Origin of the sequence: Burkholderia sp. S-53 (genome assembly GCF_025560745.1) — a bacterium.
In the GTDB taxonomy this organism is placed as follows: Bacteria; Pseudomonadota; Gammaproteobacteria; order Burkholderiales; family Burkholderiaceae; genus Burkholderia; species Burkholderia pyrrocinia.
In genome coordinates this window covers 2,391,193-2,416,423 of the sequence record NZ_CP090484.1, presented here as the reverse complement: position 1 = coordinate 2,416,423, position 25,231 = coordinate 2,391,193, and the positions used below count along the sequence as shown (strand labels likewise).

The window sequence follows — 25,231 nt, the reverse complement described above, 5'->3', positions numbered from 1 at the left end:
AAATTTTGTCGCCAACGAGTTTTTCTGCGCTTCGTGTATAGAATTTCTTAACGGATCTTGGGGTTTTCCCCGGTCCCGTTCACTTTTCCTCACCGGCAAGCTGCGCATCCACCGTCCGCCCGACCGCCATGAACACGCGTTTTCTCGAAACCTTCGTCACGCTCGCGAAGCTGCGCAACTTCCGCACGACGGCCGCCGCGCTGCACGCGACGCCGGCCGCGATCTCGCAGCGCCTGAAGGCGCTCGAGGACGAATTGCAGACGGTGCTCGTCGACCGCGACAGTCGCGAGTTCCGGCTCACGCCGAACGGCGAGTACCTGCTCGGCTATGCGAAAGCCGTGGTCGAGGCGACGCAGGAGCTGCAGGCCGCCGCGTCCGGCGAGAGCGCGCTGCGCGGCAAGCTGCGGCTCGGCGTGATCGAGACGGTCGTGCATAGCTGGCTGCCGCACTATATGCGCCGCCTCGCGGCCGACTATCCGCAACTCGAGATCGACCTGACCGTCGACGTGAGCGTCGTGCTGCAGCGCCGGCTGATGGCCGGCGAGCTCGACCTGATCATCCGCGTCGAGGGCAGCGACGAGGCGTCGGTCGTCTGCGACGCGCTCGCGAACTATCCGGTGCGCTGGATCGCGCGCGCGGGGCTGTTGCCGAACACGCGCACGGGCCTCGCGCGGCAGGTGCTGCGCCAGCCGATCCTGACCTACGGGCGCGGCACCGCGCCTCACCGTGCGCTCGAGGACATCGTCCGTACGCTCGCGCATGCGCATGGCGTGCCGCTGTCGGACACGCGCATCACCGGATCGCCGTCGATCTCGGTGATCGTGCAGCTCGTGCGCGACGGCTTCGGCGTCGCCGCGATTCCGGTGCTGTTCGTCGATGCGCTGATCGAGAGCGGCGAAGTTGTCGAGCTGCCGCTGCAGCCGTCGCCGCCGTCGATCGTCGTGTCGATGTCGCGGCGCGCGGACGCGCCGCGGTTCGTGCACGGCGCGTCGATTGCCGCGCGGGCCGCGTGTCACGAGTATTGCGAGAAGAGTACGCGGCGGTTGGTTGAAGCGCTTTGAGGCGGCGCGGGCCGGGGTGTCGAGAGGTTGAGCATCCGGCGCGGGTTCGACATCGCCGCGCGAATCGCCCGCAATCGCACTCGGCTCATCCGGCGCCTCGCGTCGTGCGACGGCGCGGCCACCGAAACCCGCATCCGAATGCAGGCCGCCGGGTGCCGACTCCTGTTGTTTATCCGCAATACGAAAGAAATCAATCAGGCACCCAGTCACGCGGATTGTCCCGCATGCGGCTGCGTCAGCTTGCCGTCGCCGTACTCGCGAAGCACCTTCGAGATCACGACGCGATAGCCGTCGAGCCAGCGCGCCTGCTTCGCCTTCGCTTCGAGATGCGCCGGATGCTGCATCAATTGCTGCAGCGCCGCCTCCGATTCCCAGTAGTAGACGTTCTGGATCAGCCCCGCTTCGGCGTTCTCCCACGTCTCCTCGCCGAGATAGCCGGGCGCCGCGCGCGCCATGTCGGCGATCTGCCGGTCGAGCCGGTGGAATTCGTCATCGTATTGCCCGGCACGAAAAATGAAGGTCGACGCGTACATGCCCGCTCCGTCGGAAACGATTGAAAGAGCGCCAAGTGTAAGGCACGCGCGGCGTGCCGCGATCGTTACGCGGCGAGCGGAGCGGCGTCGGGCCGGTCGGCGAGCCATGCATCGATGCGCGGCGCGTCTTCACGCGTTCCGGCCGCGGGCGCCGGCGTCGCCGCAAGCGCATGCCGCGCACGTTCGAGCGCCTGAGCGAAACCGCGCAACTCGCGTGTCGCGGGCCGGTCGTCGGCGTGCCGGCGTGCGAGTGCGGCCTCGATGTTCGTGCCGATCAACACGAGTTGCGCGTCGATGAAGTCGATGCACAGCGCGCGGCAATGCGCGGAGACCGGCGCGACGGCCAGCAGCACGGGCACGATCGACACGGTCAGGTAACCGCCCGGTGCGAGCCGCGACAACGCATCGCGTACGCGCTGCCCGCCACCGACCAGCGACGAGAACACGGCATCGCGCCACACCGCGTGCTCGAACGCGAGCGAATCGCGATACGTGTCGAGCGCCGCGCGATCCTCGATTTGCCCGGCCGTCACCAGAGGAATCGGAAATGAGGATTCGGCGGCAGATCGTTCGCTCCCCGCCTCGGCAATGCAGTTCGCGCCAAGCCATGCCGTTTCGTCGCGCCGCGCCGCGAGCACGCGAGACTGCAACCGGTCCGGCAGCATCGGATCGAGCGGCACCGCGCCGCAGATCGACGGCTTCTCCGCGTGCACGCTGCAGCGGCCGTCGTCGGCGAGCGCCGCACAACGGCCGAGTGACGGATAGTCGTAGCCCTGCAGCGTCAGCGCGACCCATTCGCCATTCGCGCCGCCGATGCGATGGAACAACCGGTCCGCCAGCGCTTCGGACGCCGCAAAATCATCCGCGTCGAATGCATGCTCGCGCCCACCCGCACGCCAGCGTTCGCCGATTCGCCCCTTCGGCACGCGACGGATCGTCAGCGCGCCGACGAAGCGGTGCCGATGCCGGAACAGTTCGCGCAACAACAGCGTCGGCGCGCTGTTGCAGCAGCGTCCGCATGCATTGCACGCGAGCAGGTAGGTGTCTACCAGGGCCGCCGCACCGAGTCCTGGTAGCGCGTGAGGATGAAGCGCGCGACGTCGTCCGAGTGATACGCGGCGACGAGTTGCGCGACCCACGGTTTCGCGCGATCGGCATTGCGCACCGTCAGCACGTTCGCGTACGGCGAGCGCGCATCCTCGAGGCTGATGCTGTCGCGTGCGGGCTGCAGCCCGACGCGTGCGGCATCGTCGCTGCCGATCGCAACGAACGCGGCCGTATCGAGCGCGGCGTAAAGACGATCGCGACGCAGCGCGACGAGCTTCAGCCCGAGCCGGTTGCCGGTCACGTCGCGCAGCGTCGCATGCAGGCCGGCCTGCTCGCGCAGCGTCACCAGCGTGTCGTTCTGCAGCAGCACCAGCGCACGCGCCATCCCGCGCGGATCGGCGGGAATCGCGACCGTCGCGCCGGGCTGCAATTCGTTCAGGTTTTTCAGCTTGCGCGAATAAAGCGCCATCGGCAGCGTGACGGTCGGCGCGACTTCGGTCAGCGCGTAGCGTTTCTGCGCGCGCGTCGCGGCAAGCTGGTGCGCATCCTCGAAGCTGGCCGCATCGATCCGGCCGTCGGCGAGCGCCGCGTCGATGCGCGACGCATCGTCGAATTCGACGACGTCGACGCCCAACCCTCGCGCAGCGGCGACCCGCTTCACTTCGTCCAGGATCTGCGCATGCACGCCGCGCGTCACGCCGACGCGCACCGCCGGCGTAGCCGATTCGGCCGCAACGGCCGGTCCCTGATGCACGACACCGCACGCGGCCAGCAGCCACACGGACGCGAATCGCACGATGCTGTTCCTCACGATGCATCCCTCAGGATCGTGCGAAAGCCGATGTGCGATGCACCGAGATCGGCTTCCTGCTGTTCGCGCGACGACGCGCGATAGCGCACGCAGTAGTCGCGCGAGCACAGGAACGAACCGCCCTTGATGACCATCGGCGTATCGTGCCGGCGCGTCGGCGGCGCGACAGCCGCCGTGTCGCCGTTGGTGTGCGACTGGTGCGGGCCCGTGTACGCGTCCTTCGTCCATTCCCATGCATTGCCGATCATGTCGTAGAGGCGGAAGCCGTTCGCCGCATAGCAGCCGACGGGCGCGAGGCCCGCGTGGCCGTCCTCGGCCGTATCGAGCACTGGAAACGCACCCTGCCAGTAGTTCGCGGCCGGCTTGCCCTGCGCGTCGCGCGGCGCCGCGTCGAGCGATGCGTCGTCGCGGCCGGCCTTGCCCGCGTATTCCCATTCGGCCTCGGTCGGCAGATCGCGGCCGAGCCAGCGCGCATACGCGAGCGCATCGCGCTGCGTGACGAGCGTGACGGGCAGGTTGCCGAGCCCGTCGACGCCGCTGCCGGGCCCGCGCGGATGACGCCACGACGCCCCCTTCACCCACGACCACCATGCGAGGTCGCGCGCATTCATCTCGTCGCGCGTCGGCACATGGAACACCGCCGCGCCGCCCTGCTGCTCGGCCTCGGTCACGTAGCCGGTCGCCTGCACGAACGCGGCGAACTGCGCGATCGTCACGTCGGTCTGGTCGATCCAGAAACCGCCGACGCGCGTGCGGCCATCGCCCGCCGGACGCTCGTCCGCATAACCGCGCGTGCTGCCGAACACGAACGCACCGCCGCGCAGATGCACCATCCCGGCCTTCGGGTCGTCGCGCCACTGTGCCGGCAGCCCCGAGTAGCGCTCGCACTGCCGCTCCGAGCCGAGCGGCGCGAGCGCGCGGCCGCGATTCGCGTCATCGAATGCGCCGCCCGCCGGCGCCGCCGGATTTGCATAGCCCACCGCGAACGCAGTGGCGAACAGCGTGGCGGCAAGCGCCGTGCCGATCGTCCGGAACCGGAATCGCATCGTGTCGTCCTCTCGAGAAAACGCCTGCCCGCTCCAGGTTTTTTCGGGCGCGAAGGCAATCCCCTCGTGGGGCCCGGAGCGAAGCGACAGGTCTGGGGGCGCTCAGTAATAGCCGCGCGGACGCTGCGGCTCGACGCCGCCGACGTTGCTCATGTAGGTCTTCCACTGGTCGACGAGCGTGCCGATCACCGACGGGTTCTGCGCCGACACGTCGGTCGTCTCGCCGCGATCCGACGCGAGGTCGTACAGCTGCCAGTGACCGTCGAGCGGCCCGAGCGGCGGCTCGGTCCACAACGCCTTCCAGCGTCCGTCGGCACTGCGCAGGTACGCGCGGCCGTACGCTTCGTCGGCGAACGGCACCGTATGCACCTCGCCCGTCGCCGTCCCGGTGAGCACCGGCAGCAGCGACTGACCCGTGACCGGATACACGTAGCGGTTGTTGTAGATCACCTTGCCCTTGTTCTGGTCGACACCCGTCAGCGTGTTGACGAGCGGCGGCGCCGGCTGCGACGGCGGCGTGACGCCCGCGACCGCGAGGAAGGTCGCCGTGTTGTCGGTCACGTGCGTGAATGCGCGCAGCGTCGGCAACGGCTGCGACTGGCCCGGCAGGCGCACGATCGTCGGCGTCGATACGCCGCCTTCGGCCGAATAGCCCTTCGTGAGCCGGAACGGCGACGCGCTCACTTCGGCCCAGCGCAGCCCGTACTGCAGGCGCTGCGCGTTCTGCTTGCCGTTGTCGGTGCCGAGCGCCGAATAGGTCGGCGCCTGCGCATTCGCGGTGTCGGTCGCCGTCGGGTCCGCGCCGGAATCGATCGGCCAGCCTTCCGCGCCGTTGTCCGACTGGAACATGATGAACGTGTTGTCGTATTCGCCGATGTCCTTCAGGTGCTGGATCAGCAGGCCGATGTTGTAGTCGAGGTTCTCGACCATCCCCGCATAGATCTCCATGTAGCGCGCCTGCGCCCGGCGCTCGGCCGGCGACAGGCTCGACCACAGCTTGTCGACCTTGCCGGGGCCGTAGTCGCTGTAGCCGTCCGCGGCCGAATGCACCGCGCTGATGTATTTCGCGCTCGCGGTACCGTTGTTCGCGGTCGCGGGCGACGCCGCCGTCGTTTCAGGCAGGCCGTCGAACGGCTTGAAGTCGGCCGGAATCAGGCCGAGCGCTTTCTGCCGCGCGATCCGCGCGTTGCGGATCGCGTCGTAGCCGGCGTCATACACGCCCGCGTACTTGTGCAGCCACGGCTCGGGCACCTGCAGAGGCCAGTGCGGCGACGTATACGCCGCATACGCGAAGAACGGCTTGCCGTCGCGCTGGTTCGAATCGATGTACGAGATCAGCTTCTGCGTATAGAAATCGGTCGAATAGAACACGGCCGGGCTGCCGCCCGCACCGCCCGGCTGCCCGGGCTGGCCAGGCTGCACGTAACGGCCGTCTTCCGTGTAGTTCGACGAACCGGCCGGCTCGTGCGCGAAGTGGTTGGTCGCCGCGCCGCCGAGCAGCACGTAGCTGCGCTCGAAGCCCCACTGGTCGGGCGTCTGCCCGCTGCCGGTCGCACTGCCGACGATCCCCGAGCCGATGTGCCACTTGCCCGCGATATACGTGTGATAACCGGCGTCCTTCAGTAGTTGTGCGAACGACAGTGCGCGGTCGTTCAGGTAGCCCTCGTAGCCGGGCAGCCCGCGCCGCTCGTCGGTCGGCACGCCCATCGTGCCCTCGCCGACGAGATGGTGATCGGTGCCGGACACCAGCATCGCGCGCGTGATCGCGCAGACGGTGCCCGTGTGATGGTTCGACAGGATGCGGCCCGACGCGACGAGCGCGTCGAGGTTCGGCGTGTTGATCTCGCCGCCGAATGCACGAATGTCGGAATAGCCGAGATCGTCGGCCATGATGTACAGGATGTTCGGGCGTTTTGCGGCCTGCGGCGGCGTCGTGTCGGCCTGCGGAGGCGGCGATTCGCTGTCGACGCCGCCGCACGATGCGAGCGACAGCGCGCCGGCGATCGCGGCGCAGACGACACGGAAACGGAAAGCATGCAACGGCGACGCGGACTTTGTCATTATCGTGAACGCTCGATCTACGGGATCGGCGATCTTAGCGTCGCGGGCGCGGCGCCCAAAGTCGGATTCGTCACATGCTAACGGGGTGGGGGAATATGCGATGCGGGCCCGCTGCGGGCCGTTTGGTGCGCCCCGCGCCCGCAGCGGCCGCGTCGGCGATAGCCAGCAGGTCGTCGAACCGCAGGCGGCCGGCTGCCAGCATTTCGGCAAGGTCGTGATTCGCGTCGCTTCGTGAAGGATGAAGGCGGCGGGCCGCCGCCTTCGTTCCGGCAGGTTCCGTCAGAACTTGTGCCGAATCCCCGCGTGCACCATCAACTGCTTCGACGTCGACGACAGATCGGCTGCGCCCGGGACAAATGCCTGATCGAGCGACGAGCCGGTCGCGTCTCCAGCGATCCGCTGGTACGCGCCCATCAGATAGACATCCGTGCGTTTCGACAGGTTGTAGTCGGCCATCAACCCGATCGAATGGATCTTCGGCTTCGCGGTGCCGGTCGTCGCGTCGTAGCGCACCGTCGTGTACACGTATTGCGCGCCGACGAACAACGCCGGCGTGAACTGGTACTTGCCGTTCACTTCGAAGTTCTGATACTTGATCGACGTCACCGTACCGCCCGCAAGCGGCCCCGTCACCGGTTCGATCGTTTCGTCGCCGAACAGGTAGCCGACGTTCGCGGTCGGCCGCGTGACGTTGCTGTTCGTGTACGCGAACCCGACCGTCGCGGGCCCTGCCGTGTAGTTGATGCCCGCCCCGAAGATCCGCAGCCGTGCCGACGCAAAATTCGCATCGGCGCCGACCGACCCCGAGCCTGCGATCGCGCCGCCCGACGTCGCGCCGGGGTTGTTCGCATTCAGGAACGCCGCGCCGACGAGCAGGCCGCCCTGCTCGTACTGCGCGCCGACGCTCCATACCCGGTTGTTCGCGAAGCCCGTGTCGTTGCTGAAGCTGTACGTGCCGCCGAACGAGAAGCCGGAGAAATCCGGGCTCGCGTACTTCACGGTATTGTTCGTGCGGAACGTGTTGCCGGTGTTGTCGTTGTCGAGCGGGTGCGAGAACGGATAGACGCCCCAGCTCCCGTTCGCGGTCGTCGGCGCGAGATAGTCGACGACCGAATCGTATTGCCGGCCGAGCGTCAGCGTGCCGAAGCGCGTGCTGCCGAGCCCGACGTAGGCCTGACGCCCGAACATGCGGCCGCCCTGCGCGAGCGTGCCGCTGTTCACGTTGAAGCCGCTCTCGATCTGGAACAGCGCGCTGTAGCCGCCGCCCAGGTCCTCGGTGCCCTTCAGCCCCCAGCGGCTGCCCTGCGCGAAGCCGCTTGCCATCTGCCACGCGCCATGGCCGCCGACGTTGTTCGTATAGTCGATACCTGCATCGACGAGGCCGTAAAGCGTGACACTGCTTTGCGCGAACGCGGGCGCTGCGCACAGCGCCGGAATCGCGACAAGAATCGATCTCCAGTTCATCCGTATTCCTTATTTATTTATGGTCGATCGCGCACATTGCGTGCGCTGCCGCTTACTTCGCGCCGTAGATGTCGAAGTCGAAATACTTCCGGTTGATCCGCTGGTACGTGCCGTTCGCGAGAATCGCCGCGAGCGCGCGGTTGAATGCGTCGCGCAGGTCGTTGTCCTGCTTGCGCAACCCGAGGCCGTCGCCCTGCCCGAAGTACTTCACGTCGTCGATCGGTGCGCCGGCGAACATGAAGTCCTTGCCCTGCGGCTTCTTCAGAAAGCCGTCGCTGGCCGCGATCGATGCCTGGAACGCCGCATCGAGCCGCCCCGTCACGAGATCGGCGTACACCTGATCCTGGTTCTGGTATGACACGATCTGCACGCCGGCCGGCTGCCAGTTCGCGACCGCGTAGTCGGCCTGCGCGGAACCTTGCTCGACGCCCACGCGTTTGCCCTTCAGCGATTCGGCCGTCGGCAGTAGCGGCGAGCCCTTGTGAGCGATCAGCCTGGCGGGTGCATTCGAGATGCGGTTCGTGAACGCGATCTGCTGCATCCGCTTCGGCGTGATCGTCATCGACGACGCGATCACGTCGAACTTGCGCGCGAGCAGCCCCGGGATCATCCCGTCGAAGCTCGACTCGACCCACACGCAGCGCGCGTGCAGCTCCGCGCACAACGCATTCGTAATATCGATCCCGAAGCCCGTCAGCGTGCCGTCGGGCAGCTTGTATTCGAGCGGCGGGTAAGTCGGATCGACCGCGAGGCGGATCTCCTTGCCCGTCCAGTCGCCCGCATGCACCGACCCTGCCGCCAGCGCTACCGCGAGCGCCGCCATCCACTGTTTCATTGCCTGTCTCCTTGTGTAAATCGTAAATCGTGAACCGAAATCGTGCGACCGCATCATGCGAGGTATCGCTCCGCGAGCGCGGTCCAGTAGCTCGCCCCCGTCGCGAGGCAAGCATCGTTGAAGTCGTAGCCCGGGTTGTGCAGCCCGCATCCGGCCGCGCCGTCGCCGTTGCCGATCGACAGGTAGCTGCCGGGGCACGCGTCGAGCATGAATGCAAAATCCTCGCTCGCCGCGATCGGCCGCAGATGCGGAATCAGCGCCGCGTCGCCGCCCCATTCGCGGGCCACGTCGCGCGCGAATGCCGTCTCCGCCGCGTGATTGACGAGTACCGGATAGCCGTATCGATAGTCGATCTCGGCCGTCGCGCCATAACTCGCGGCCTGCCCAGCCACGATCTCGCGGATGCGTCGCTCCAGCAGCGCGCGCACGTCCGGCGACAGTGCGCGCACGCTGAGTTCGAGCTCCGCATGCGGCGGGATCACGTTCGATGCGGTGCCCGCATGGATCGCGCCGGCCGTGACGATCGCCAGTTCCTGCGGATTCACGTTGCGCGACACGACCGTCTGCAACGCCATCACGATCGACGCGCACACGACCACCGGATCGATCGTCGTGTGCGGCGCGGCGCCATGCCCGCCGCGCCCGATCACGCGCACGCGCACCTCGTCCGCCGACGCCATCGCCGCGCCGTCGCAGAAGCCGAGCACGCCGGCCGGCAGGCCCGGCACGTTATGCATCGCGAACACGGCATCGCACGGAAATTGTGTGAACAATCCGTCGTCGAGCATCCGCTTCGCGCCGCCGAGCCCTTCCTCGGCCGGCTGGAAAATCAGGTTCAACGTGCCGGTGAAGCGCGCACGCCCGGCAAGACAGCGGGCCGCCGCAAGCAGCATCGCCGTGTGGCCATCGTGGCCGCACGCGTGCATCACGCCGTCGTGCCGGCTCGCATGCGGCAGCCCGGTTGTCTCGCGGATCGGCAGCGCATCCATGTCCGCGCGCAATCCGAGCCGTTTCCCGGTGCCGCGAGTCAGCGTGCCGACCACGCCCGTGCCGCCGAGCCCGCGCGTCACCCGATAACCCCACGTTGTCAGGCAATCGGCAACGAGATCGCTGGTCGCGTGTTCCTCGAAACCGAGTTCGGGATGCGCATGCAGCCGCTGACGCAGCGCAATCATCTCCGCCTCGATGGCCGCGATTTCCGGATGAATATGTTTCTGGTCCAACCCCGATTCTCCTGAATGCGTTCCGGTTGTCGATCGCCCGGATGACCGATCGTGGCCGAATCGTATGCAGCGAAAATCCCGGCGACCAGCCGCGGTTTCGTTATGATGACAACCTTTCGTTGTCGGGTATCGCACCATGAACAACATCAAGCTGCATCAGTTGCAGGCGCTCGTCGCGAGCGCGGAGGCCGGCAGCATCCGCGGCGCGGCACGCTCGCTCGGGCTGTCGCAGGCGGCCGTCACGCGCGCGCTGCGCGAGCTGGAGGCGAGCGAGCGCCTGCCGCTGCTCGTGCGCGCGCCGGAAGGCATCGGCTTCACCGAGTACGGAAAGACGCTGCTCACGCACGCGAAGCTCGTGCTGAAGCAGCTCGAACATGCGCAGAGCGATCTCGAACGCATGCGCGGCCGCGTCGAGGGCCGGCTGAGCATCGGCGTCACGCCGTGGCTCACGGTGACGTTCCTCGCGGAAGCCGTGCTGCGTTTTCGCGAGCGGATGCCCGACGTCCGCCTCGAACTCTACGAAGCGCTGATGGCCGTCGCACAGCCGCTGCTGCGCGACGGCAGCATGGACTTCGCGCTCGGGCACGTGCAACCGGGCGGCACGCAGGAATTCGCGTTCGAGCCAATGCTGCGCTACGAGACGTCGGTCATGGTGCGCGCCGGCCATCCGTGCGAGCGCGCACGGTCGATCCACGACCTGCTCGATAACGACTGGGTGCTGAATTTCGCGGCCGACGGGCAGGCCGCGCTCGTCGACTACCTGTTTACTCGCCACGGCGCACGGATCGACGAACGGCGCATCGTGCGGGCGCAGTCGGTCGCGATGTTGCAGACGATGCTCGAGCAGGCCGACATGTGCACGTGGTGCCCGACGATACTCGCGGCCGTGCCGCCGTTCGGCGAACGGATGCGCGCGTTGCAGCTCAAGGAAACGTTCGAACCGCGCGACCTCGGGATCGTCACGCGCCGCAGCAGCACGCTGAGCGACGCCGCCCGCTGCTTCATCGACTGCCTGCTGCAAGTGATCCGCAAGCATGCGCGATCCGCGCGCAAGGAGGATCTTGCGCTGTTCAGGACGGTATCGCTGCTGATCTGAATCCCCCCGCCCGTCTCCCGTCCATAGCGCATCCGCGCGAATGCTTTTCCGAATCCGTTATTGGATCGCGCCGTCGAGCGTTTTTATACTCCTCAGCACTCTCTCCCAAAGAGTGCCAGCCAACCTCGACAGAACCGCACAGGACGAAAAGATGAGCCTACGCCCCTTGCACGACCGCGTCATCGTGAAGCGACTCGATCAGGAAACCACCACCGCGTCGGGCATCGTGATCCCCGACAGCGCCGCGGAGAAGCCCGACCAGGGCGAAGTGATCGCCGTCGGCCCCGGCCGCAAGGACACGGACGGCCAGCGCATCGTGCCCGACCTGCAGGTCGGCGAACGCGTGCTGTTCGGCAAGTACGCGGGCCAGGCCGTCAAGGTGGACGGCAATGAATTCCTCGTCCTGCGCGAGGAAGACATCGTCGCGGTCGTCAATCAATAACGGAGCGCAATCATGGCAGCGAAGGAAATCATTTTCAGCGACGTCGCACGGGCGAAGCTGACCGAAGGCGTGAACATTCTCGCGAACGCGGTAAAGGTCACGCTCGGGCCGAAGGGCCGCAACGTCGTGCTCGAACGCAGCTTCGGCGCGCCGGTCGTCACGAAGGACGGCGTGTCGGTCGCGAAGGAAATCGAACTCGCGGACAAGCTGCAGAACATCGGCGCGCAGCTCGTGAAAGAGGTCGCGTCGCGCACCAGCGACGCGGCCGGCGACGGCACGACCACGGCCACCGTGCTCGCGCAGGCGATCGTGCGCGAAGGCCAGAAATACGTCGCGGCCGGGCTCAACCCGCTCGACCTGAAGCGCGGCATCGACAAGGCCGTCGCAGCGGCCGTCGACGAGCTGAAGAAGATCAGCCGGCCGACCACGACGAGCAAGGAAATCGCGCAGGTCGCGACGATCTCCGCGAACGGCGAGGAATCGATCGGCCAGCGCATCGCCGAAGCGATCGACCGCGTCGGCAAGGAAGGCGTGATCACCGTCGAGGACGGCAAGTCGCTCGCCGACGAGCTCGACGTCGTCGAGGGGCTGCAGTTCGATCGCGGCTACCTGTCGCCGTACTTCATCAACAATCCCGACAAGCAGATCGCCGAGATCGAGAACCCGTACATCCTGCTGCACGACAAGAAGATCTCGAACATCCGCGACCTGCTGCCGGTGCTCGAACAGGTCGCGAAGTCGGGCCGGCCGCTGCTGATCATCGCGGAGGACGTCGAAGGCGAAGCGCTCGCGACGCTCGTCGTGAACAACATCCGCGGGATCCTGAAGACGGTCGCTGTCAAGGCGCCGGGCTTCGGCGACCGCCGCAAGGCGCTGCTCGAGGACATCGCGATCCTCACCGGCGGCCAGGTCGTCGCCGAGGAAACGGGCCTGACGCTCGAGAAAGCGACACTCGCCGAACTCGGCCAGGCGAAGCGCATCGAGGTCGGCAAGGAAAACACGACCGTAATCGACGGTGCGGGCGATGCGAAGAACATCGAGGCGCGCGTGAAGCAGATCCGCGTGCAGATCGACGAAGCGACGTCGGACTACGACCGTGAAAAACTGCAGGAACGCGTCGCGAAGCTCGCGGGCGGCGTCGCGGTGATCAAGGTCGGCGGTGCGACCGAGATCGAGGTGAAGGAGAAGAAGGATCGCGTCGACGACGCGCTGCACGCAACGCGCGCGGCCGTCGAGGAAGGCATCGTGCCGGGCGGCGGTGTTGCGCTGATCCGCGTGCGTCAGGCGATCCGCGAACTGAAGGGCGTGAATGCCGACCAGAATGCGGGCATCAAGATCGTGCTGCGTGCGCTCGAGGAACCGCTGCGCCAGATCGTCACGAACGCAGGCGAGGAAGCGAGCGTCGTCGTCGCAAAGGTCGCGGAAGGTTCGGGCAACTTCGGGTACAACGCGCAGACGGGCGAATACGGCGATCTCGTCGAATCGGGCGTGCTCGATCCGACCAAGGTCACGCGCACGGCGCTGCAGAACGCGGCGTCGGTTGCCGGGCTGCTGCTGACGACCGATGCGACCGTGTTCGAAGCGCCGAAGGATGCGGCGCCGACCGCGGGGCCGGGCGGGCCGGGTGCGGGCGGGCCGGGGTTCGATTTCTGAGCGGCGCGCCGCATGATGCCGGTTCGCCGGCAAACGCGCGGCTCTGCGGGAACATGCAACGCGTGGCGACGGGAGTCGTCACGCGTTGTTCTTCGTTGGATCATGCGGACCATCCGACTCGGCATGCACGTGAATCGCGTCGGCGTGTCGTCGCATCGACGCGGCCTGTGTCGTCCGCCGTTGCACGGCTGGCTGACGCTGCCGCAACCGGCCGACACGGACATCGACAGCACCACGCCGTTGTCATTCGTCACCTGCCAGGCAGCCCCTGTCGCGCGAATCCCGCAACCTTTACGACCTTTTTACTTGCAGCCGCGCGTGCGTTCACTAGAATGTGTTCGCAATCCATCACCGAGCACGCAACATGCGCATCCGAAGTCCTCGTCCCCCGAGTTGCTTTTCTGCCTGACAGGCAGGACGCCTGCGTCTCTCTTTCCCGAGCCACCGTCCTGCCGACAGGCGGACGGTGCGCGCCGTAGTCACTCCCGTGCACGCTTGAATACGCCGTCGATGCGCTGATCGCGCATCGTGCGATCGAGCGTATGCGCGTGGCAAATCCCGTACCACGACGCGCCGTCGATCCGCCGACCCGGCGATGACCGATCGTCTGCCCGCATCCGGCATGCCGATCCGGTTCAATTACTTTGCATACCTGATTTCATTCACGGAATTTTCCGATACCGGAGCCCGAACATGTTCGAGATCGACAAGCAGTACACGCGCGAATTCATCCACACCGCATGCGGCGGCAGCAAACAGGCATTCCTGCCGACGAAGAACGGCAAGGTCGTGGCCGCCTGCCTGCGCACGGACCTCAACCCGCACGCACCCGACGTGATCCTCTGCGACGGCAGCGCGTCCGCGCGCGCGGCCGGCAGGACGCTCGCCGCGCAACGCGATGCGATTCCGGTGTTCATCAAGATGGAGACGGATGCGTTCCGCTTCGTCGGCCAGTACGTCGTCGGCGAATCGCTCACGGCGCCGCTCGACTGCGCGCCTTACGTGCGCAACAGCGGCTTCACGTCCGGGCAGATCTCGCGCGTGCTGAAGCTCAAGCGCTGCTGACGCGCTCGCACGGCACATCGCGTGCCCCGTCTCGATCGTCTTTCTCACAGGAGCAATCATGCTTGGCTTGACGTTCTGGAAACACGTAATCAGTACGCGGACCGATGCAATCCGCGAAGACAAGGCAACCGCGCACGACCGGCACCGCCGGCGGTCGAGAACGCTCGTGCTGGCCAGCGCCGCCGTGGCCTTCGCCGCCATCGCATTCGGCGCGCCGGTCGTCGGTATTTCGGTCTTTCTGCTGACGACGCTGCCATTCGTCCTGTCGGGCACGTGAAGACGTCCGTATCGGGCACGCAGTGGGAACCACGCCGCAATCGATACGAAATTTTAATGCCGGGCCCCCGCGTCTCTGACACCGTCTTTACGCCGATGCGTCTAGGATTTCCGTGTCATCACGACACGGAGAGATCCGCATGCAAACGCAGCAGGCCGCCGCCGGCGGCCAACCCGACCTTCCCCACCGACGCGGCGGCATGCCGCTCGCGACCCGGCTGGCCGACGCCTGTCCGCCGGACAACATCCTGCTCGACGTGCCGGTCGAAAGCGCGATCCAGTTGTTCGACCTCGCCGCGCGATTCATCGCGCGCAGCAGCGGGGTTTCCGCGGAACGGATCCGGACCGAACTGACGAAGCGTGAACAGCTCGGTTCGACCGGCCTCGGCCAGGGCGTCGCGATTCCGCATGCGCGTGTCGACGGGCTCGGCTCGGCCGTCGCACTGTTCGTTCGCGCGCTGTACCCGTTCGCGTTCAACGCGCCGGACCGCAAGCCCGTGCGCGAATTCATCGTGCTGGTCCTGCCCAAAGAGGACGACCGCGCGCACCTCGAACTGCTCGCCGACGCGGCACGATGTTTCAGCGAACGCCCGTTCCGGCAGGCGTCGCGCGACGCGCAAACGCCCGACGAGATTCATCGGCTCATGCAACGCACGCACTGACGCCGCATCGTGCGGCGACTGGCACTCCCTTCATCCTTTCGGATTCCCATGTTCCCAGACCCTGAAAGTCCCACTCTTACGTCGCGGCGCGTGGCCGGACTGGCTCGCTCGCTGCCGTTCATGCAGGCGCTGCACGGGCAGACCGTCGTCATCGTCGATAACGGCGCCGCGAGCGATACGCACGCTCGCCAGGCATTCGCGCAGGATATCGCGCTGCTCGCGCTCACCGGCATTTGTCCGGTCGTCGTCCAGGGCATGCCGGCCGCGTCCGGCACGCTGCCGGTCCAGGCCGCGCGCGCCGCGATGGCCGACGTCAACCACGAACTGGTGCGCCTGATCGGCAGCCACGGCGCGAAGGCGATCGGCATCGACGGTCACGACGGCGGCCTGCTGGTCGCCGGCGCCGAATCCGACCGCACGAATACGAGCCCGGTCGCGCAATTCGACGGCACCGCGTTGAACGCTATTCTCGGGAACGGGCTGGTGCCCGTGGTGATGCCGGTCGCGCCGGACGACGCAGGCCAGGATCGCCTGCTGCGCCCGGAACGGCTCGGCAGCCTCTTCGCGCAGCGCACGGGCGCCGTGACGCTGGTGATGATGGTCGAAAGCGCGCTGCTGCGCGAACTCGGCGAACTCGCGGGGCTGTACGGCATCACGGAGCTCGAGCAATGGCTCACCGAGCATCCGGCCGCCAAAGCGGCGCCCTGCGTGCGGGAAGCGCTCGATGCACTCGCGCACGGCGTGCAGAACGTCCATCTCGCCGATATCGGGCAACCGGAATCGCTGATCGACGAACTGCTGACCGAGGAAGGATCGGGCGTAGTGTTCTGCCGTCGCGGCAACACCGACCTGCTGTCGGAAACGCGCCGCTACTTCGCCGATTCGGCGTGCGTGCTGCGCGACGGCTTCAGCGTCGAGCAGAAGCAGGTCGTGCGCTTCTGATCGGGTAGCAGGGAATCGCTTGCGGCCACCCACGAGGGCCGCCGCAAGCGAACGACGTCAGCGCCGTGCCGCGAGACGCTGCACGACACGAACGAGCGCATCGACTTCGTCGCACGTGTTGTAGAACGCGAGCGACGGCCGCACCGTGGCCTCGAGCCCCAAACGCCGCAGGATCGGCCGTGCCGGCGGGCCGAGCCGCCTCGGAAACAGCACGCCTTTCAGCGCACCGGCGATCTGCGCGAGCGCCGCTGCCGTTCCCGCCACGCGCGGGGCTCGACCTGCAGCGATTGCACGGAAGTCAGCAAGGGTTGCCGGGTGCAACGACGCGCGCGTCGGGTGCAGATGCACCGACGCGAAAGGCAGAAACAGGCGGAAGAAGGTCGACGCGCCGGGCGGCGCGTCGCGATCGAAGCCGAAGCCGAACGCACGGCTCGCGTCGGCGTTCATATATCAGTAATGCATCGATCCGATACCAACTATATATTTTTCATCTATTACGCGTCCGCCTAGGATATCGACATTGCCCCGTCGACGCGATTGACGGGGTTCCGGACAGGCGAAGCGATCAACGAGTCCACGGTTTGATCCCCGCGCTCGAACTCGATGGATCGCGCCATCGAGGGTGCGATGAATCCTGTCCAGTTCGCTCATCGCCCTATTTTATTAAGGATACCGATATGAAAACCCGGATTTCCGCCGGCGTTTCATTCGCGATGATCGCTCCGCCTTCGATCGCGGCGCCCGTATTCGCGCGCGCCCATTTTTTACGCTTTCAGGAGAAGAATATGAAATCGCTCATGTGTTTCGCGCTGGCCGCTGCCGCGCTTACCAGTGCCACCGCAAGCTTCGCGCAAACGACTTCGGCGCCGTTGACCCGTGCCGAAGTCATAACCGACCTGGTGCGCCTCGAGCAGGCAGGCTACCAGCCCGCAGCCGGCGACGATCCGCACTATCCGGACGACATCCAGGCGGCCGAGGCGAGGGTCGCGGCGCGAGCCGCCGCGCAGCAGCGCGACGCGGTCCACGCCGGTCGCTGACGGGCGGCGCGGGCGACCCGCGCCGGGATATCCCGAGCCGGAACGCTGCGTGCGCGGCGACTCGACTCGGGCGCTGCCGTACACGGTCACCGCGCGCGCTTGAACAAGTCCGTCGCGAGTTCGCGAAACGCGTGCGCGCTCGGGCTCAAACTGCCCCCCTTGCGCCAGATCATGCAGAGATTGCGCTCGATCCTGAGGTCCTTGACGGGCAGTTGCACAAGCGCGCCGGACGAGAGTTCTTCGGTCACCGTGCTACGCGAGACCCAGGCGATTGCATTGCCGAGCCTCACCAGCTGCTTGATCGCCTCGGCGCTGCCGACCGACAGCTTAGGCTCCAACGTCAACCCGCGCTGCGCATACGCTTGCTCGACGACCGTTCGCGTTCCCGAACCGGGTTCACGCATGACCAGCTCGGCTGTTCCGATTGCATCGGCGGTCAATTGACGTTTGCGGGCCAGCGGATGAGTCGGTGCGGAGACGGCTATCAGTGCGTCCCGGCCAATGACGGCTGCATCGAATGCCGTGTTGTCGCAAGGCCCTTCGATCATGCCGATCTGGCGCTCGTTGGCGAGGACGGCGTTTTCGATGTTCTCGCTGTTCGAAATCCTGAGATCGACCGTGATGCCCGGATAGCGCGTGCGGAACGCGTTCAACACGGCCGGCAGCAGATACACGCCGATGGTCCGGCTCGAACCAATGCCGAGCTGACCTCTCGTGAGGCCCGCGAACTCGCCGACTACCGCCTCGGCCACATCGGCCAGCGAAAAAATCTGCGCGGCATAGTCCGCGAGGAGCCGGCCCGCTTCCGTGGGCCGCATGCCGCGCGGCATGCGGTCGAACAGCGTCACGCCCAGCCGTTCCTCGAGTTCCCGAATCTCGCGCGTCAGTGCGGGCTGACTGACGTGCAGCCTCTCGGAGGCCGCCGTGACGCTGCCGGTTTCGACGACCGCGTGAAACGCGGCCAAGTGAGTGAAGTTCATCGATGTATATGATCTTGATATATGACACATCAGAACGATGTATTTTTATTATACAAAGCCACTCCCTAAAATCCAGTCATGCAGTTCCTCGACACGGGAGAATTCAATGACCAAGCCAAACTCGACAGTGCGCGCGCCGCGTGGCCTGTCCGAAAGAATCAGGCAGTTCACGCCGAACTGGTTCGCGATGACGATGGGCAACGGCATCGTGTCGCTGGTGCTCGCCGGACTACCGCTGCACTTCGGCGGGCAGCGTGCGCTGGCGTCGGCGTTGTGGGCCATCGACATCGTGCTGTATCTCGCCTTTGCCGCAATGTTGACTGCGCGGGCGATCCGGTTCCCTGAAACGATCCGGCCGCTACTGCACCATCCGGTCCAGTCGATGTTTCTCGGCGCGGTGCCGATGGGCCTCGTGCCGATCATCAACGGCATCGTCCTGTTCGCGGGCGGGCACGCCGAGGCCAATGCGCTCGCGTATGCGTTGTGGTGCTTCGATGCGCTGCTGTCGGTCGTCGTCGCGATCGGCGTGCCGTTCATGATGTTCACCGAGCAGGGACATACGTTCGAGCGCGTGACCGCGGTCCTGCTGCTGCCGATCGTCGCGCCGGAAGTGGCGGCATCGAGCGCGGCCACCCTCGCGCCGCATTTCGTCGACGCGCAGGCCCGCCTGCTGATCGGCGCCGGGTACGTGCTGTGGGCCATCTCGGTACCGCTCGCGTTCGCGATCCTGACGATCGTGTTCTTCCGGCTCGTCATCCACAAGTTGCCGCACCGCGACCTCGGTCCGTCGAGCTGGTTGACGCTCGGCCCGATCGGTACCGGCGCGCTCGGTCTGCTGACGCTCGGTCAGGCCGCGCCGGTTGCGTTCGCCGGTACACCGTTGGCCAGCGTGGCGGTGCTGGCGCGGGACTTCGGCATTGCCGGCGCGCTCCTGCTCTGGGGCGCCGGTCTCTGGTGGCTTGCCTGCGCCGTGCTCTTCACGATGCGCTATTGCCGCGAAGGACTGCCATTCAATCTCGGCTGGTGGGGTTTCACGTTTCCGCTGGGTGTTTATACCGCCGCGTCGCTGAGCCTGTACCACGCGACGGGTTTCGATGGATTCGCCGTATTCGGCACGTTACTCGCCGTGTTGCTCGGCGGCTTGTGGGCCCTGGTGATCGCGCGCACGTGCCGCGGGATGCTGCACGGCGGCCTGTTTCATGCGCCTTGCCTGGCGACGCTTTCCAATTAATCGAGGTCGATCATGTTCATCGGGTTTATTCCATTTCTATCCGCCGCCGTGGCGCTCCTGCTGTCCTTGTCGGGGCGCGACAGAGCCGCCGGCACGACCTGGTGGCTGACCACGTTACTGGTCGCGGTATGGGCCATTCATCATGGTTCGCATCACATTCCGCAGTTCGCCACCTACGGCTCCTGGTAAGAGGTCCAACAATGAAAGCCAATCGCCTGATCGATTTGCTGGCGCTATACGGCGTCAATGCGGTACTGCTCGTCGCGTTCTATTTCCAGTTGGCGCACGGTGAACTGCCGTGCTCGCTCTGCAATCTCCAGCGGGTCGCCTTCATGCTGCTCGGCGCGGGACTGCTGTCGAACGTGTGGAGCCGAAATCCTTCTCCTGCCAATTGCGCGTTGAGCGCGGTCGGTGCCCTGGTCGGCAGCCTGATCGGGTTGATGCAGATGTTCCTGCACGTGTTGCCCGGCACACCGCCCTATGGCGGTGCGATTCTGGGCATGCACATGTACACCGCGTCCTATGTCGCACTGACCGCAAGCATCATCTATTGCGTGCTGATGCTCGCCTTCCGGACGCGCCTGCAGGCGATCCAGATCGGTGCGGCGCCGGCCGGCGAAGCGGGCCGGTCGCCGTTCGTCAAGCTCGCGGTCTGGCTGTTCGCGGCCCTGGTGATCGGGAACCTGATATCCGTGTTCGTCGAAACGGGCTTCCACGCACTCTATAGCGATCCGCAGCACTATCACCTGCTGTACTGCGGCGATCCGGAAGCCCCCGCCAGCCCTGGTTCGATGAGCTGTCGTCAATGACAATCGGGTGCTGCGCCGGCGGGTCGAGTTCGATGCCGCGCATCGAAGGGCTTTGAAAGGAATGGCGGGAGACGAGCAACGCGGCATGCTGCGCGTTGTCATGGAATCCGAAATGGAGTGCATGCGTCGCTGCGCATGCCTGGATGATTCGAAGGGATGATTCGAAGAAAAGCAACCGGCGGGCGACAGGCATCGGCGTGATGCCGAATGGCATCGCCGATGCACTCGCTTGCCCGTCAATCCATCACAGCACCGGATCGACCGGCGCGACCGGCACGCCACGCGCTTCGATGTCGCGCCCCGCGAGCAAACACAGATCCTCGCGATGATGCGCGGCGACCACCTGCACGCCGACCGGCACGCCATTCACGAGCGCCGTCGTCACAGCCAGCCCCGGCAGCCCCATCGCCGGCAGCGCGCGCAGCGTGAGCTGCGCCTCCCACACACGCTCGAACCCGTCCGGACCCTGCCGGTCGAGATCGTCGGGGAACGGCAGTTCCGACGACACGGGCAGCAGCACGACCGCATATTCGTCGAGAAACAGCCGCCATTGCCGCGTCAGCGTGGTGCGCCGGACGAGTGCGCGGCTGATCACGTCGGCCGGCAGGTCGCGCACCTTGCCGCGCACGGCGGCGATCACCGCAGCCGCGCCCGGATCGCCGTCGTTCGCGGCAGCGTTCGACAATGCATCGAAACCGTCGCCAAGCCAAAGCTGTTCCTGCAGCAACGCAGCCTCGCGCATCGGCGGCGTATCGTCGATCTCGTCGACGGTCCAGCCCGCATCGACGAGCCGGCGCGCGGCTTCGCGCAACGCGGCCTCGACTTCGGGCACGACCTGCAAGCCGCCCGGACGCACGCACAGCGCCGCGCGCTTCGGCACTTCGCGCCCGTCGAACGGCACCTGCACGTGCCATGGATCGCGCGGGTCCGACGCGGCAAACGCACGCAGCGCGAGCGCGAGATCGTCGATCGTGCGTGCGATCGGCCCCGCCGTCGACATCAGTTGCGCGCCGATCGCACGCTCTGGCGACGACGCGTTGAACGCCGGCACACGTCCGAGCGACGGCCGGATCCCGTGCACGCCGCACGCATAGGCCGGGTAGCGGACCGAGCCGCCGATGTCGGTGCCCAGTGCGAGCGGGCCGATCCCGGCGGCGACGGCCGCTGCCGCGCCGCCGCTCGACCCACCCGGCGTCAGCGACGGATTGCGCGGATTGCGCGTGTGGCCGTGTACGAGATTCGACGTGAACCAGCGTAGCGCGAACGTCGGTGAATTGGTGCGACCGAGCAGGATCGCGCCGGCCTTTCTGAGGTTGCCGACCACGGGGCTGTCGGCGCGCGCGATCAGGTTCTCCTGCAGGCGCGTACCGTTGGTCGTCGCGAAATCTGCCTGGTCGACGTTGATCTTCACGGTCACGGGCACGCCCGCGAGCGGGCCCGGATCGTCGCCGCGTGCGATCGCGCGATCGACTTCGTCGGCCTGCCGTCGCACATCGTCGGGCCGGTGTTCGATCACCGCGTTGATCGCCGGATTCACCGCGTCGAGACGATCGAGCACGGCGTCCGCCACTTCGCGCGCGGACACCTCACGATGCCGCACGCGTTTCGCGAGTTCGGTTGCCGACAGTTGCCAGAGATGCGTCATCACTTCTCCTTGTGGAAGGACATCACGATCACTCACGGCGCCACGCTGCAACGATAACGTGGCGCCGCATCCGCTCACTGCGCGTCGTGCTTCGCACGTTCCGCCGCTGCGATGATCGCGTCGGCCACGGCCTTCGGCTGGCTCAGCATCGCGACATGGCTGCCGTTCACGCGCGTGACCGTCGCACCGATCCGCTTCGCCATCGCTTCCTGCAGCTTCGGATCGATCATCCGGTCCTGCGTCGCGACGACGTACGTCGACGGCTTCGCATGCCACGCGGCCTGCGCGACCTTCTCCGAGATGCAGCCGCCAAACCACGGCCCCTGGGTCGCCGCAACGATGCGCTGCTGCACGGGCGGCAGGTCCGGCGCGAAATCCTGCGCGATCGCCTTGTCCGACAGCCGCGTGAAACCACCCGCGTCCTTGCGCAGTTCACCGGCCCATGCCGGCGCAGGCAGCCCTTGCGTAACGTCGGCGATCGACTGGCCGTTGTCGGGCGCGAATGCCGCGACGTAGACGAGCGATTTCACCTTGTCGTCGTTGCCCGCGTCGCTGATCACGACGCCTGCCCACGAATGGCCGACCAGCACGACCGGCCCCTTCTGCTCGTCGATCGTGCGCTTCGTTGCAGCCGCATCGTCGGCAAGCGAGCTCAGCGGATTCTGCACCGACACCACGTGCAGCCCGCGCGCCTCGAGCAGCGGAATCACGCGGTTCCAGCTCGACCCGTCGGCAAACGCACCGTGCACGAGCACGACATTCGTGCCCTTCAGGTCATCCTTCGGCGCGGCCTGCGCCGCGACCGCACCGAACAGTCCGCCGATCACCGCGGCGGATACCAGAACCCGTTTCATCAAACTGGCCATCGTCAATCTCCTTTCTCTGTTGTATCAATCATATGAAGTGCTGCGGTAGCGGCCCGCGCCTGCATGCGACAGGCGCGGCAACGGATCACGAATGCGAGTACAGGTCGTCGATGGCGCGCTGCGACGCGCGCGCCTGTGCCGCGTCGCGATGGCTTGCCGGTGCCGACGCAGCGGCCACGTTGTCGCCCTGCGACTTCGACGGGCCGTTCTGGTCGGAACGCGCGACCTGCAGCGCGGCGGCGACGTCTTCCGGGTAATGCGGCTCGCTGCGGGCCGGGTTGTAGCCGGCCTGTTCGAGGCGGACCAGTTCGGCGCGCACGTCGGCACGCGTGAGGCCATGGCCGGTATCGGCGAACGACAATGCGGGAACGACGGCGAGGACGGCAACGGCGAGGATTCGAGCGGCTTTCATGAGTGTTCTCCTTGAAGGAAGTGGGTCTGTCGATCTTTCGGCATCCGGTCCAGATCTCTGGCATCGAATGTTTCCTGCATGTCGACAGTAGAACCCGCGCACGTATCCGGCATGTTTCCGAAACCCGTGCTTTATGCATGCCATTTTTTCCGGAACGCCCGCAGATACAGTGCGATACAAACTCGTGTTCCGAAGCGTTAGGCCAGGCGTGCGCACCACAAAAAAAGGCGTGCCTCGCACGGCACGCCTTTCCGTCGAACCCGTCGCTCCACGCACGTCACGGCGCGAGCCGCGTGAACACGTAATCGTGGTTCTTCACACGCGCCTGGTGGCACGCGAAACACGTCTGATGCTGGCCGATGTCGGCCGGCACGCCGTTGATGAAGCGCCCGAAACCCCAGCCGCCCGTCGATGCGTAACGACGCGAGTCCTTCACCATCACCTGCACGGTCGTCGCCTGGCCCGGCACCGTCGCCGGCGCGAACTCGTCGGACTGCTTGCGCTTGTACGCGAGCTTCACGAGGATCGTGCCGTCCGGAAACGGCAGCGTCGCCTGTTCGAGCGCGCGGATCGCGACGGGGTTGCCGAGCACCACGCGCAGCTCGTCGAGCGGCGCGGCCTCTTCGGCCGGCGCGACCATTTCCCACTTCCGGTAGCCGGGCGGGATCGTCACGCCGTAGATCGGCGACGCGGCCGGTTTCGGCTGTTCCGCGAACGCGGCCGGACCGCTGGCCGACAGCGCGCCGCCCAGCAGCGCGCCCGCGACGAGCGCGCGGCCCATGCCGCGACTCAGGATGCCACCGCCTGCCCGCATCACAGGTGCTCCACTTGCAGGATCGCGTCGGCGAACGCCTGCGGCGCTTCCTGCGGCAGGTTGTGACCGATGCCGCCGGTAATCGTCCGGTGCTGGTACTTGCCCGTGAACTTCTTCGCGTACGCGGCCGGCTCCGGATGCGGCGCGCCGTTCGCATCGCCCTCCATCGTGATCGTCGGCACGGTAATCGCGGGCCCGGCGGCGAGACGCTGCTCGATGTCGTCGTATTGCGCTTCGCCCTTCGCGAGCCCGAGGCGCCAGCGATAGTTGTGGATCACGACGGCCACGTGGTCGGGGTTCTGGAACGACGCGGCCGAGCGCGCATAGGTTTCGTCCGAGAATTGCCACTTCGGCGACGCGAGCTTCCAGATCAGCTTGTTGAACGCATCGCGGTTCGCCGCGTAGCCGAGTTCGCCGCGCTCGGTCGTGAAGTAGAACTGATACCACCACTGCAGTTCCGCCTGCGGCGGCAGCGGCTTGCGATTCGCCTCCTGGCTGCCGATCAGGTAGCCGCTCACCGACACCAGCGCCTTCACGCGCTGCGGCCACAGCGCCGCGATGATGTCGGCCGTGCGCGCGCCCCAGTCGTAGCCGCCGAACACCGCGCGATCGATCTTCAGCGCATCCATCAGCGCGACGATATCGACGGCCGTCACCGCCTGCTGGCCGTTGCGCACCGTGTCGGCCGAGCGGAACGTCGTCGACCCGTAGCCGCGCAGGTACGGCACGATCACGCGGTAGCCCGCCGCGACCAGCAGCGGCGCGACTTCCGCGTAGCTGTAGATGTCGTACGGCCAGCCGTGCAGCAGGAACACGACGGGGCCCTTCTTCGGCCCGAGGTCCGCATACCCGACGTTGAGCACGCCCGCGTCGATCTGGTGGATCGTGCCCAGCGACGCAACGCCGGCCGCACCCTTCGCAGCCGGTGCATCGGGCGCCGACTGCGCGCGCGCCAGGTTGCCGAACCCGAGGTCGGCGAGGCTCAGGCCCGCAAGCGCCGTACCCAGAATCAGGCGGCGGCGGGTGTTCACGGTATCAGGCATGACTCGTTCTCCATTGTCGATCGCTAAGGAAGGCGCCCGCGGCACGTGCGGGCATCAAGGTGGCGCCGTTCGCAGCGGCGGCGCATGGCACCGCGCGGCCGTGTGAAACGCTTCACCGGTTTTATATCCGAACGATCCGGATGCTTTGTATCGCAACGTATCTGTGTGCGAACACGA

The 25,231-nt window shown here is 66.6% G+C and carries 27 protein-coding genes; 12 read left to right on the top strand and 15 right to left on the bottom strand.

Annotation, left to right across the window (positions count from 1 at the left end):
- The first annotated feature begins 128 nt into the window (after positions 1 to 128).
- Positions 129 to 1,061, top strand: a complete 933-nt coding sequence (locus LXM88_RS32990; RefSeq protein ID WP_065502871.1) for a LysR family transcriptional regulator — start codon at positions 129 to 131, stop codon at positions 1,059 to 1,061.
- Positions 1,062 to 1,267: 206 nt separating this feature from the next.
- Here LXM88_RS32990 and LXM88_RS32985 read toward each other — a convergent pair whose 3' ends face one another.
- The 8 genes from LXM88_RS32985 to LXM88_RS32950 all read right to left on the bottom strand — a co-directional run bounded on the left by LXM88_RS32985 (position 1,268) and on the right by LXM88_RS32950 (position 10,033).
- A complete protein-coding gene (locus tag LXM88_RS32985) occupies positions 1,268 to 1,594 on the bottom strand; it encodes an antibiotic biosynthesis monooxygenase family protein (protein ID WP_096475119.1) in 327 nt (108 codons plus the stop codon).
- Positions 1,595 to 1,659: 65 nt separating this feature from the next.
- Complete coding sequence (locus LXM88_RS32980) at positions 1,660 to 2,646, bottom strand: YkgJ family cysteine cluster protein (protein WP_262547047.1); 987 nt, start codon at positions 2,644 to 2,646, stop codon at positions 1,660 to 1,662.
- Positions 2,640 to 3,440: a MetQ/NlpA family lipoprotein gene (locus LXM88_RS32975; RefSeq protein ID WP_412524176.1), complete on the bottom strand. Its 801-nt coding sequence runs from the start codon at positions 3,438 to 3,440 to the stop codon at positions 2,640 to 2,642. The genes LXM88_RS32980 and LXM88_RS32975 overlap by 7 nt, the downstream gene beginning before the upstream one ends.
- 8 nt (positions 3,441 to 3,448) lie before the next feature.
- A complete protein-coding gene (locus LXM88_RS32970; RefSeq protein WP_262543642.1) occupies positions 3,449 to 4,498 on the bottom strand; it encodes a formylglycine-generating enzyme family protein in 1,050 nt (349 codons plus the stop codon).
- A 102-nt stretch (positions 4,499 to 4,600) separates the two neighbouring features.
- Entirely contained in the window at positions 4,601 to 6,559 is a 1,959-nt protein-coding gene (locus LXM88_RS32965) for an arylsulfatase (protein ID WP_262543641.1), read from the bottom strand.
- A 279-nt stretch (positions 6,560 to 6,838) separates the two neighbouring features.
- Entirely contained in the window at positions 6,839 to 8,023 is a 1,185-nt protein-coding gene (locus LXM88_RS32960; protein ID WP_262543640.1) for a porin, read from the bottom strand.
- 52 nt (positions 8,024 to 8,075) lie between these two features.
- Entirely contained in the window at positions 8,076 to 8,858 is a 783-nt protein-coding gene (locus LXM88_RS32955) for an ABC transporter substrate-binding protein (protein ID WP_262543639.1), read from the bottom strand.
- Positions 8,859 to 8,911: 53 nt separating this feature from the next.
- Complete coding sequence (locus LXM88_RS32950) at positions 8,912 to 10,033, bottom strand: M20 aminoacylase family protein (RefSeq protein WP_262547046.1); 1,122 nt, start codon at positions 10,031 to 10,033, stop codon at positions 8,912 to 8,914.
- Between the two features lie 184 nt (positions 10,034 to 10,217).
- On the opposite strand from LXM88_RS32950, the gene LXM88_RS32945 reads away from it, so the two are divergent.
- The 7 genes from LXM88_RS32945 to LXM88_RS32915 all read left to right on the top strand — a co-directional run bounded on the left by LXM88_RS32945 (position 10,218) and on the right by LXM88_RS32915 (position 16,217).
- Complete coding sequence (locus LXM88_RS32945) at positions 10,218 to 11,177, top strand: LysR substrate-binding domain-containing protein (protein ID WP_262543638.1); 960 nt, start codon at positions 10,218 to 10,220, stop codon at positions 11,175 to 11,177.
- Positions 11,178 to 11,328: 151 nt separating this feature from the next.
- The gene (locus LXM88_RS32940; RefSeq protein ID WP_011694564.1) at positions 11,329 to 11,619 is read left to right on the top strand and encodes a co-chaperone GroES; all 291 of its coding nucleotides are present in this window, start codon (positions 11,329 to 11,331) and stop codon (positions 11,617 to 11,619) included.
- 12 nt (positions 11,620 to 11,631) lie between these two features.
- Positions 11,632 to 13,272 (top strand): chaperonin GroEL, encoded by a 1,641-nt coding sequence (groL, locus tag LXM88_RS32935; protein ID WP_262543628.1) that lies wholly within the window; start codon positions 11,632 to 11,634, stop codon positions 13,270 to 13,272.
- A gap of 693 nt (positions 13,273 to 13,965) precedes the next feature.
- Positions 13,966 to 14,337: a DUF6697 family protein gene (locus LXM88_RS32930; RefSeq protein WP_262543627.1), complete on the top strand. Its 372-nt coding sequence runs from the start codon at positions 13,966 to 13,968 to the stop codon at positions 14,335 to 14,337.
- Positions 14,338 to 14,395: 58 nt separating this feature from the next.
- Entirely contained in the window at positions 14,396 to 14,614 is a 219-nt protein-coding gene (locus LXM88_RS32925; protein WP_262543626.1) for a hypothetical protein, read from the top strand.
- Positions 14,615 to 14,753: 139 nt separating this feature from the next.
- Positions 14,754 to 15,275, top strand: a complete 522-nt coding sequence (locus tag LXM88_RS32920; RefSeq protein WP_262543625.1) for a PTS sugar transporter subunit IIA — start codon at positions 14,754 to 14,756, stop codon at positions 15,273 to 15,275.
- A gap of 48 nt (positions 15,276 to 15,323) precedes the next feature.
- A complete protein-coding gene (locus tag LXM88_RS32915) occupies positions 15,324 to 16,217 on the top strand; it encodes an acetylglutamate kinase (RefSeq protein WP_318654695.1) in 894 nt (297 codons plus the stop codon).
- Positions 16,218 to 16,274: 57 nt separating this feature from the next.
- Here LXM88_RS32915 and LXM88_RS32910 read toward each other — a convergent pair whose 3' ends face one another.
- Positions 16,275 to 16,664, bottom strand: a complete 390-nt coding sequence (locus LXM88_RS32910; RefSeq protein ID WP_262547119.1) for a hypothetical protein — start codon at positions 16,662 to 16,664, stop codon at positions 16,275 to 16,277.
- Positions 16,665 to 16,894: 230 nt separating this feature from the next.
- On the opposite strand from LXM88_RS32910, the gene LXM88_RS32905 reads away from it, so the two are divergent.
- The gene (locus tag LXM88_RS32905; RefSeq protein ID WP_412524157.1) at positions 16,895 to 17,254 is read left to right on the top strand and encodes a DUF4148 domain-containing protein; all 360 of its coding nucleotides are present in this window, start codon (positions 16,895 to 16,897) and stop codon (positions 17,252 to 17,254) included.
- Positions 17,255 to 17,340: 86 nt separating this feature from the next.
- Here the strand turns inward: LXM88_RS32905 and LXM88_RS32900 are convergent, their stop codons facing one another.
- Positions 17,341 to 18,234, bottom strand: coding sequence for a LysR family transcriptional regulator (locus tag LXM88_RS32900; protein WP_262543622.1), 894 nt, complete (start codon positions 18,232 to 18,234; stop codon positions 17,341 to 17,343).
- Between the two features lie 106 nt (positions 18,235 to 18,340).
- On the opposite strand from LXM88_RS32900, the gene LXM88_RS32895 reads away from it, so the two are divergent.
- The 3 genes from LXM88_RS32895 to LXM88_RS32885 are packed head-to-tail and all read left to right on the top strand — an operon-like array spanning position 18,341 to position 20,274.
- The gene (locus tag LXM88_RS32895; RefSeq protein WP_262543621.1) at positions 18,341 to 19,465 is read left to right on the top strand and encodes a TDT family transporter; all 1,125 of its coding nucleotides are present in this window, start codon (positions 18,341 to 18,343) and stop codon (positions 19,463 to 19,465) included.
- Between the two features lie 12 nt (positions 19,466 to 19,477).
- A complete protein-coding gene (locus tag LXM88_RS32890) occupies positions 19,478 to 19,654 on the top strand; it encodes a DUF5993 family protein (protein ID WP_157776425.1) in 177 nt (58 codons plus the stop codon).
- A gap of 11 nt (positions 19,655 to 19,665) precedes the next feature.
- Entirely contained in the window at positions 19,666 to 20,274 is a 609-nt protein-coding gene (locus LXM88_RS32885; RefSeq protein ID WP_262543620.1) for a disulfide bond formation protein B, read from the top strand.
- 244 nt (positions 20,275 to 20,518) lie between these two features.
- Here the strand turns inward: LXM88_RS32885 and LXM88_RS32880 are convergent, their stop codons facing one another.
- The 5 genes from LXM88_RS32880 to LXM88_RS32860 all read right to left on the bottom strand — a co-directional run bounded on the left by LXM88_RS32880 (position 20,519) and on the right by LXM88_RS32860 (position 25,054).
- Positions 20,519 to 21,919 (bottom strand): amidase family protein, encoded by a 1,401-nt coding sequence (locus LXM88_RS32880; protein WP_262543619.1) that lies wholly within the window; start codon positions 21,917 to 21,919, stop codon positions 20,519 to 20,521.
- Between the two features lie 74 nt (positions 21,920 to 21,993).
- On the bottom strand, positions 21,994 to 22,785 hold the full coding sequence (locus LXM88_RS32875) for an alpha/beta fold hydrolase (RefSeq protein ID WP_262543617.1): 792 nt from the start codon (positions 22,783 to 22,785) through the stop codon (positions 21,994 to 21,996).
- Between the two features lie 85 nt (positions 22,786 to 22,870).
- Entirely contained in the window at positions 22,871 to 23,197 is a 327-nt protein-coding gene (locus LXM88_RS32870; protein WP_262543616.1) for a DUF4148 domain-containing protein, read from the bottom strand.
- Between the two features lie 277 nt (positions 23,198 to 23,474).
- A complete protein-coding gene (locus LXM88_RS32865) occupies positions 23,475 to 24,011 on the bottom strand; it encodes a cytochrome P460 family protein (RefSeq protein WP_262543615.1) in 537 nt (178 codons plus the stop codon).
- Positions 24,011 to 25,054: an alpha/beta fold hydrolase gene (locus LXM88_RS32860; protein WP_262543614.1), complete on the bottom strand. Its 1,044-nt coding sequence runs from the start codon at positions 25,052 to 25,054 to the stop codon at positions 24,011 to 24,013. The genes LXM88_RS32865 and LXM88_RS32860 overlap by 1 nt, the downstream gene beginning before the upstream one ends.
- Positions 25,055 to 25,231 lie beyond the last annotated feature (177 nt).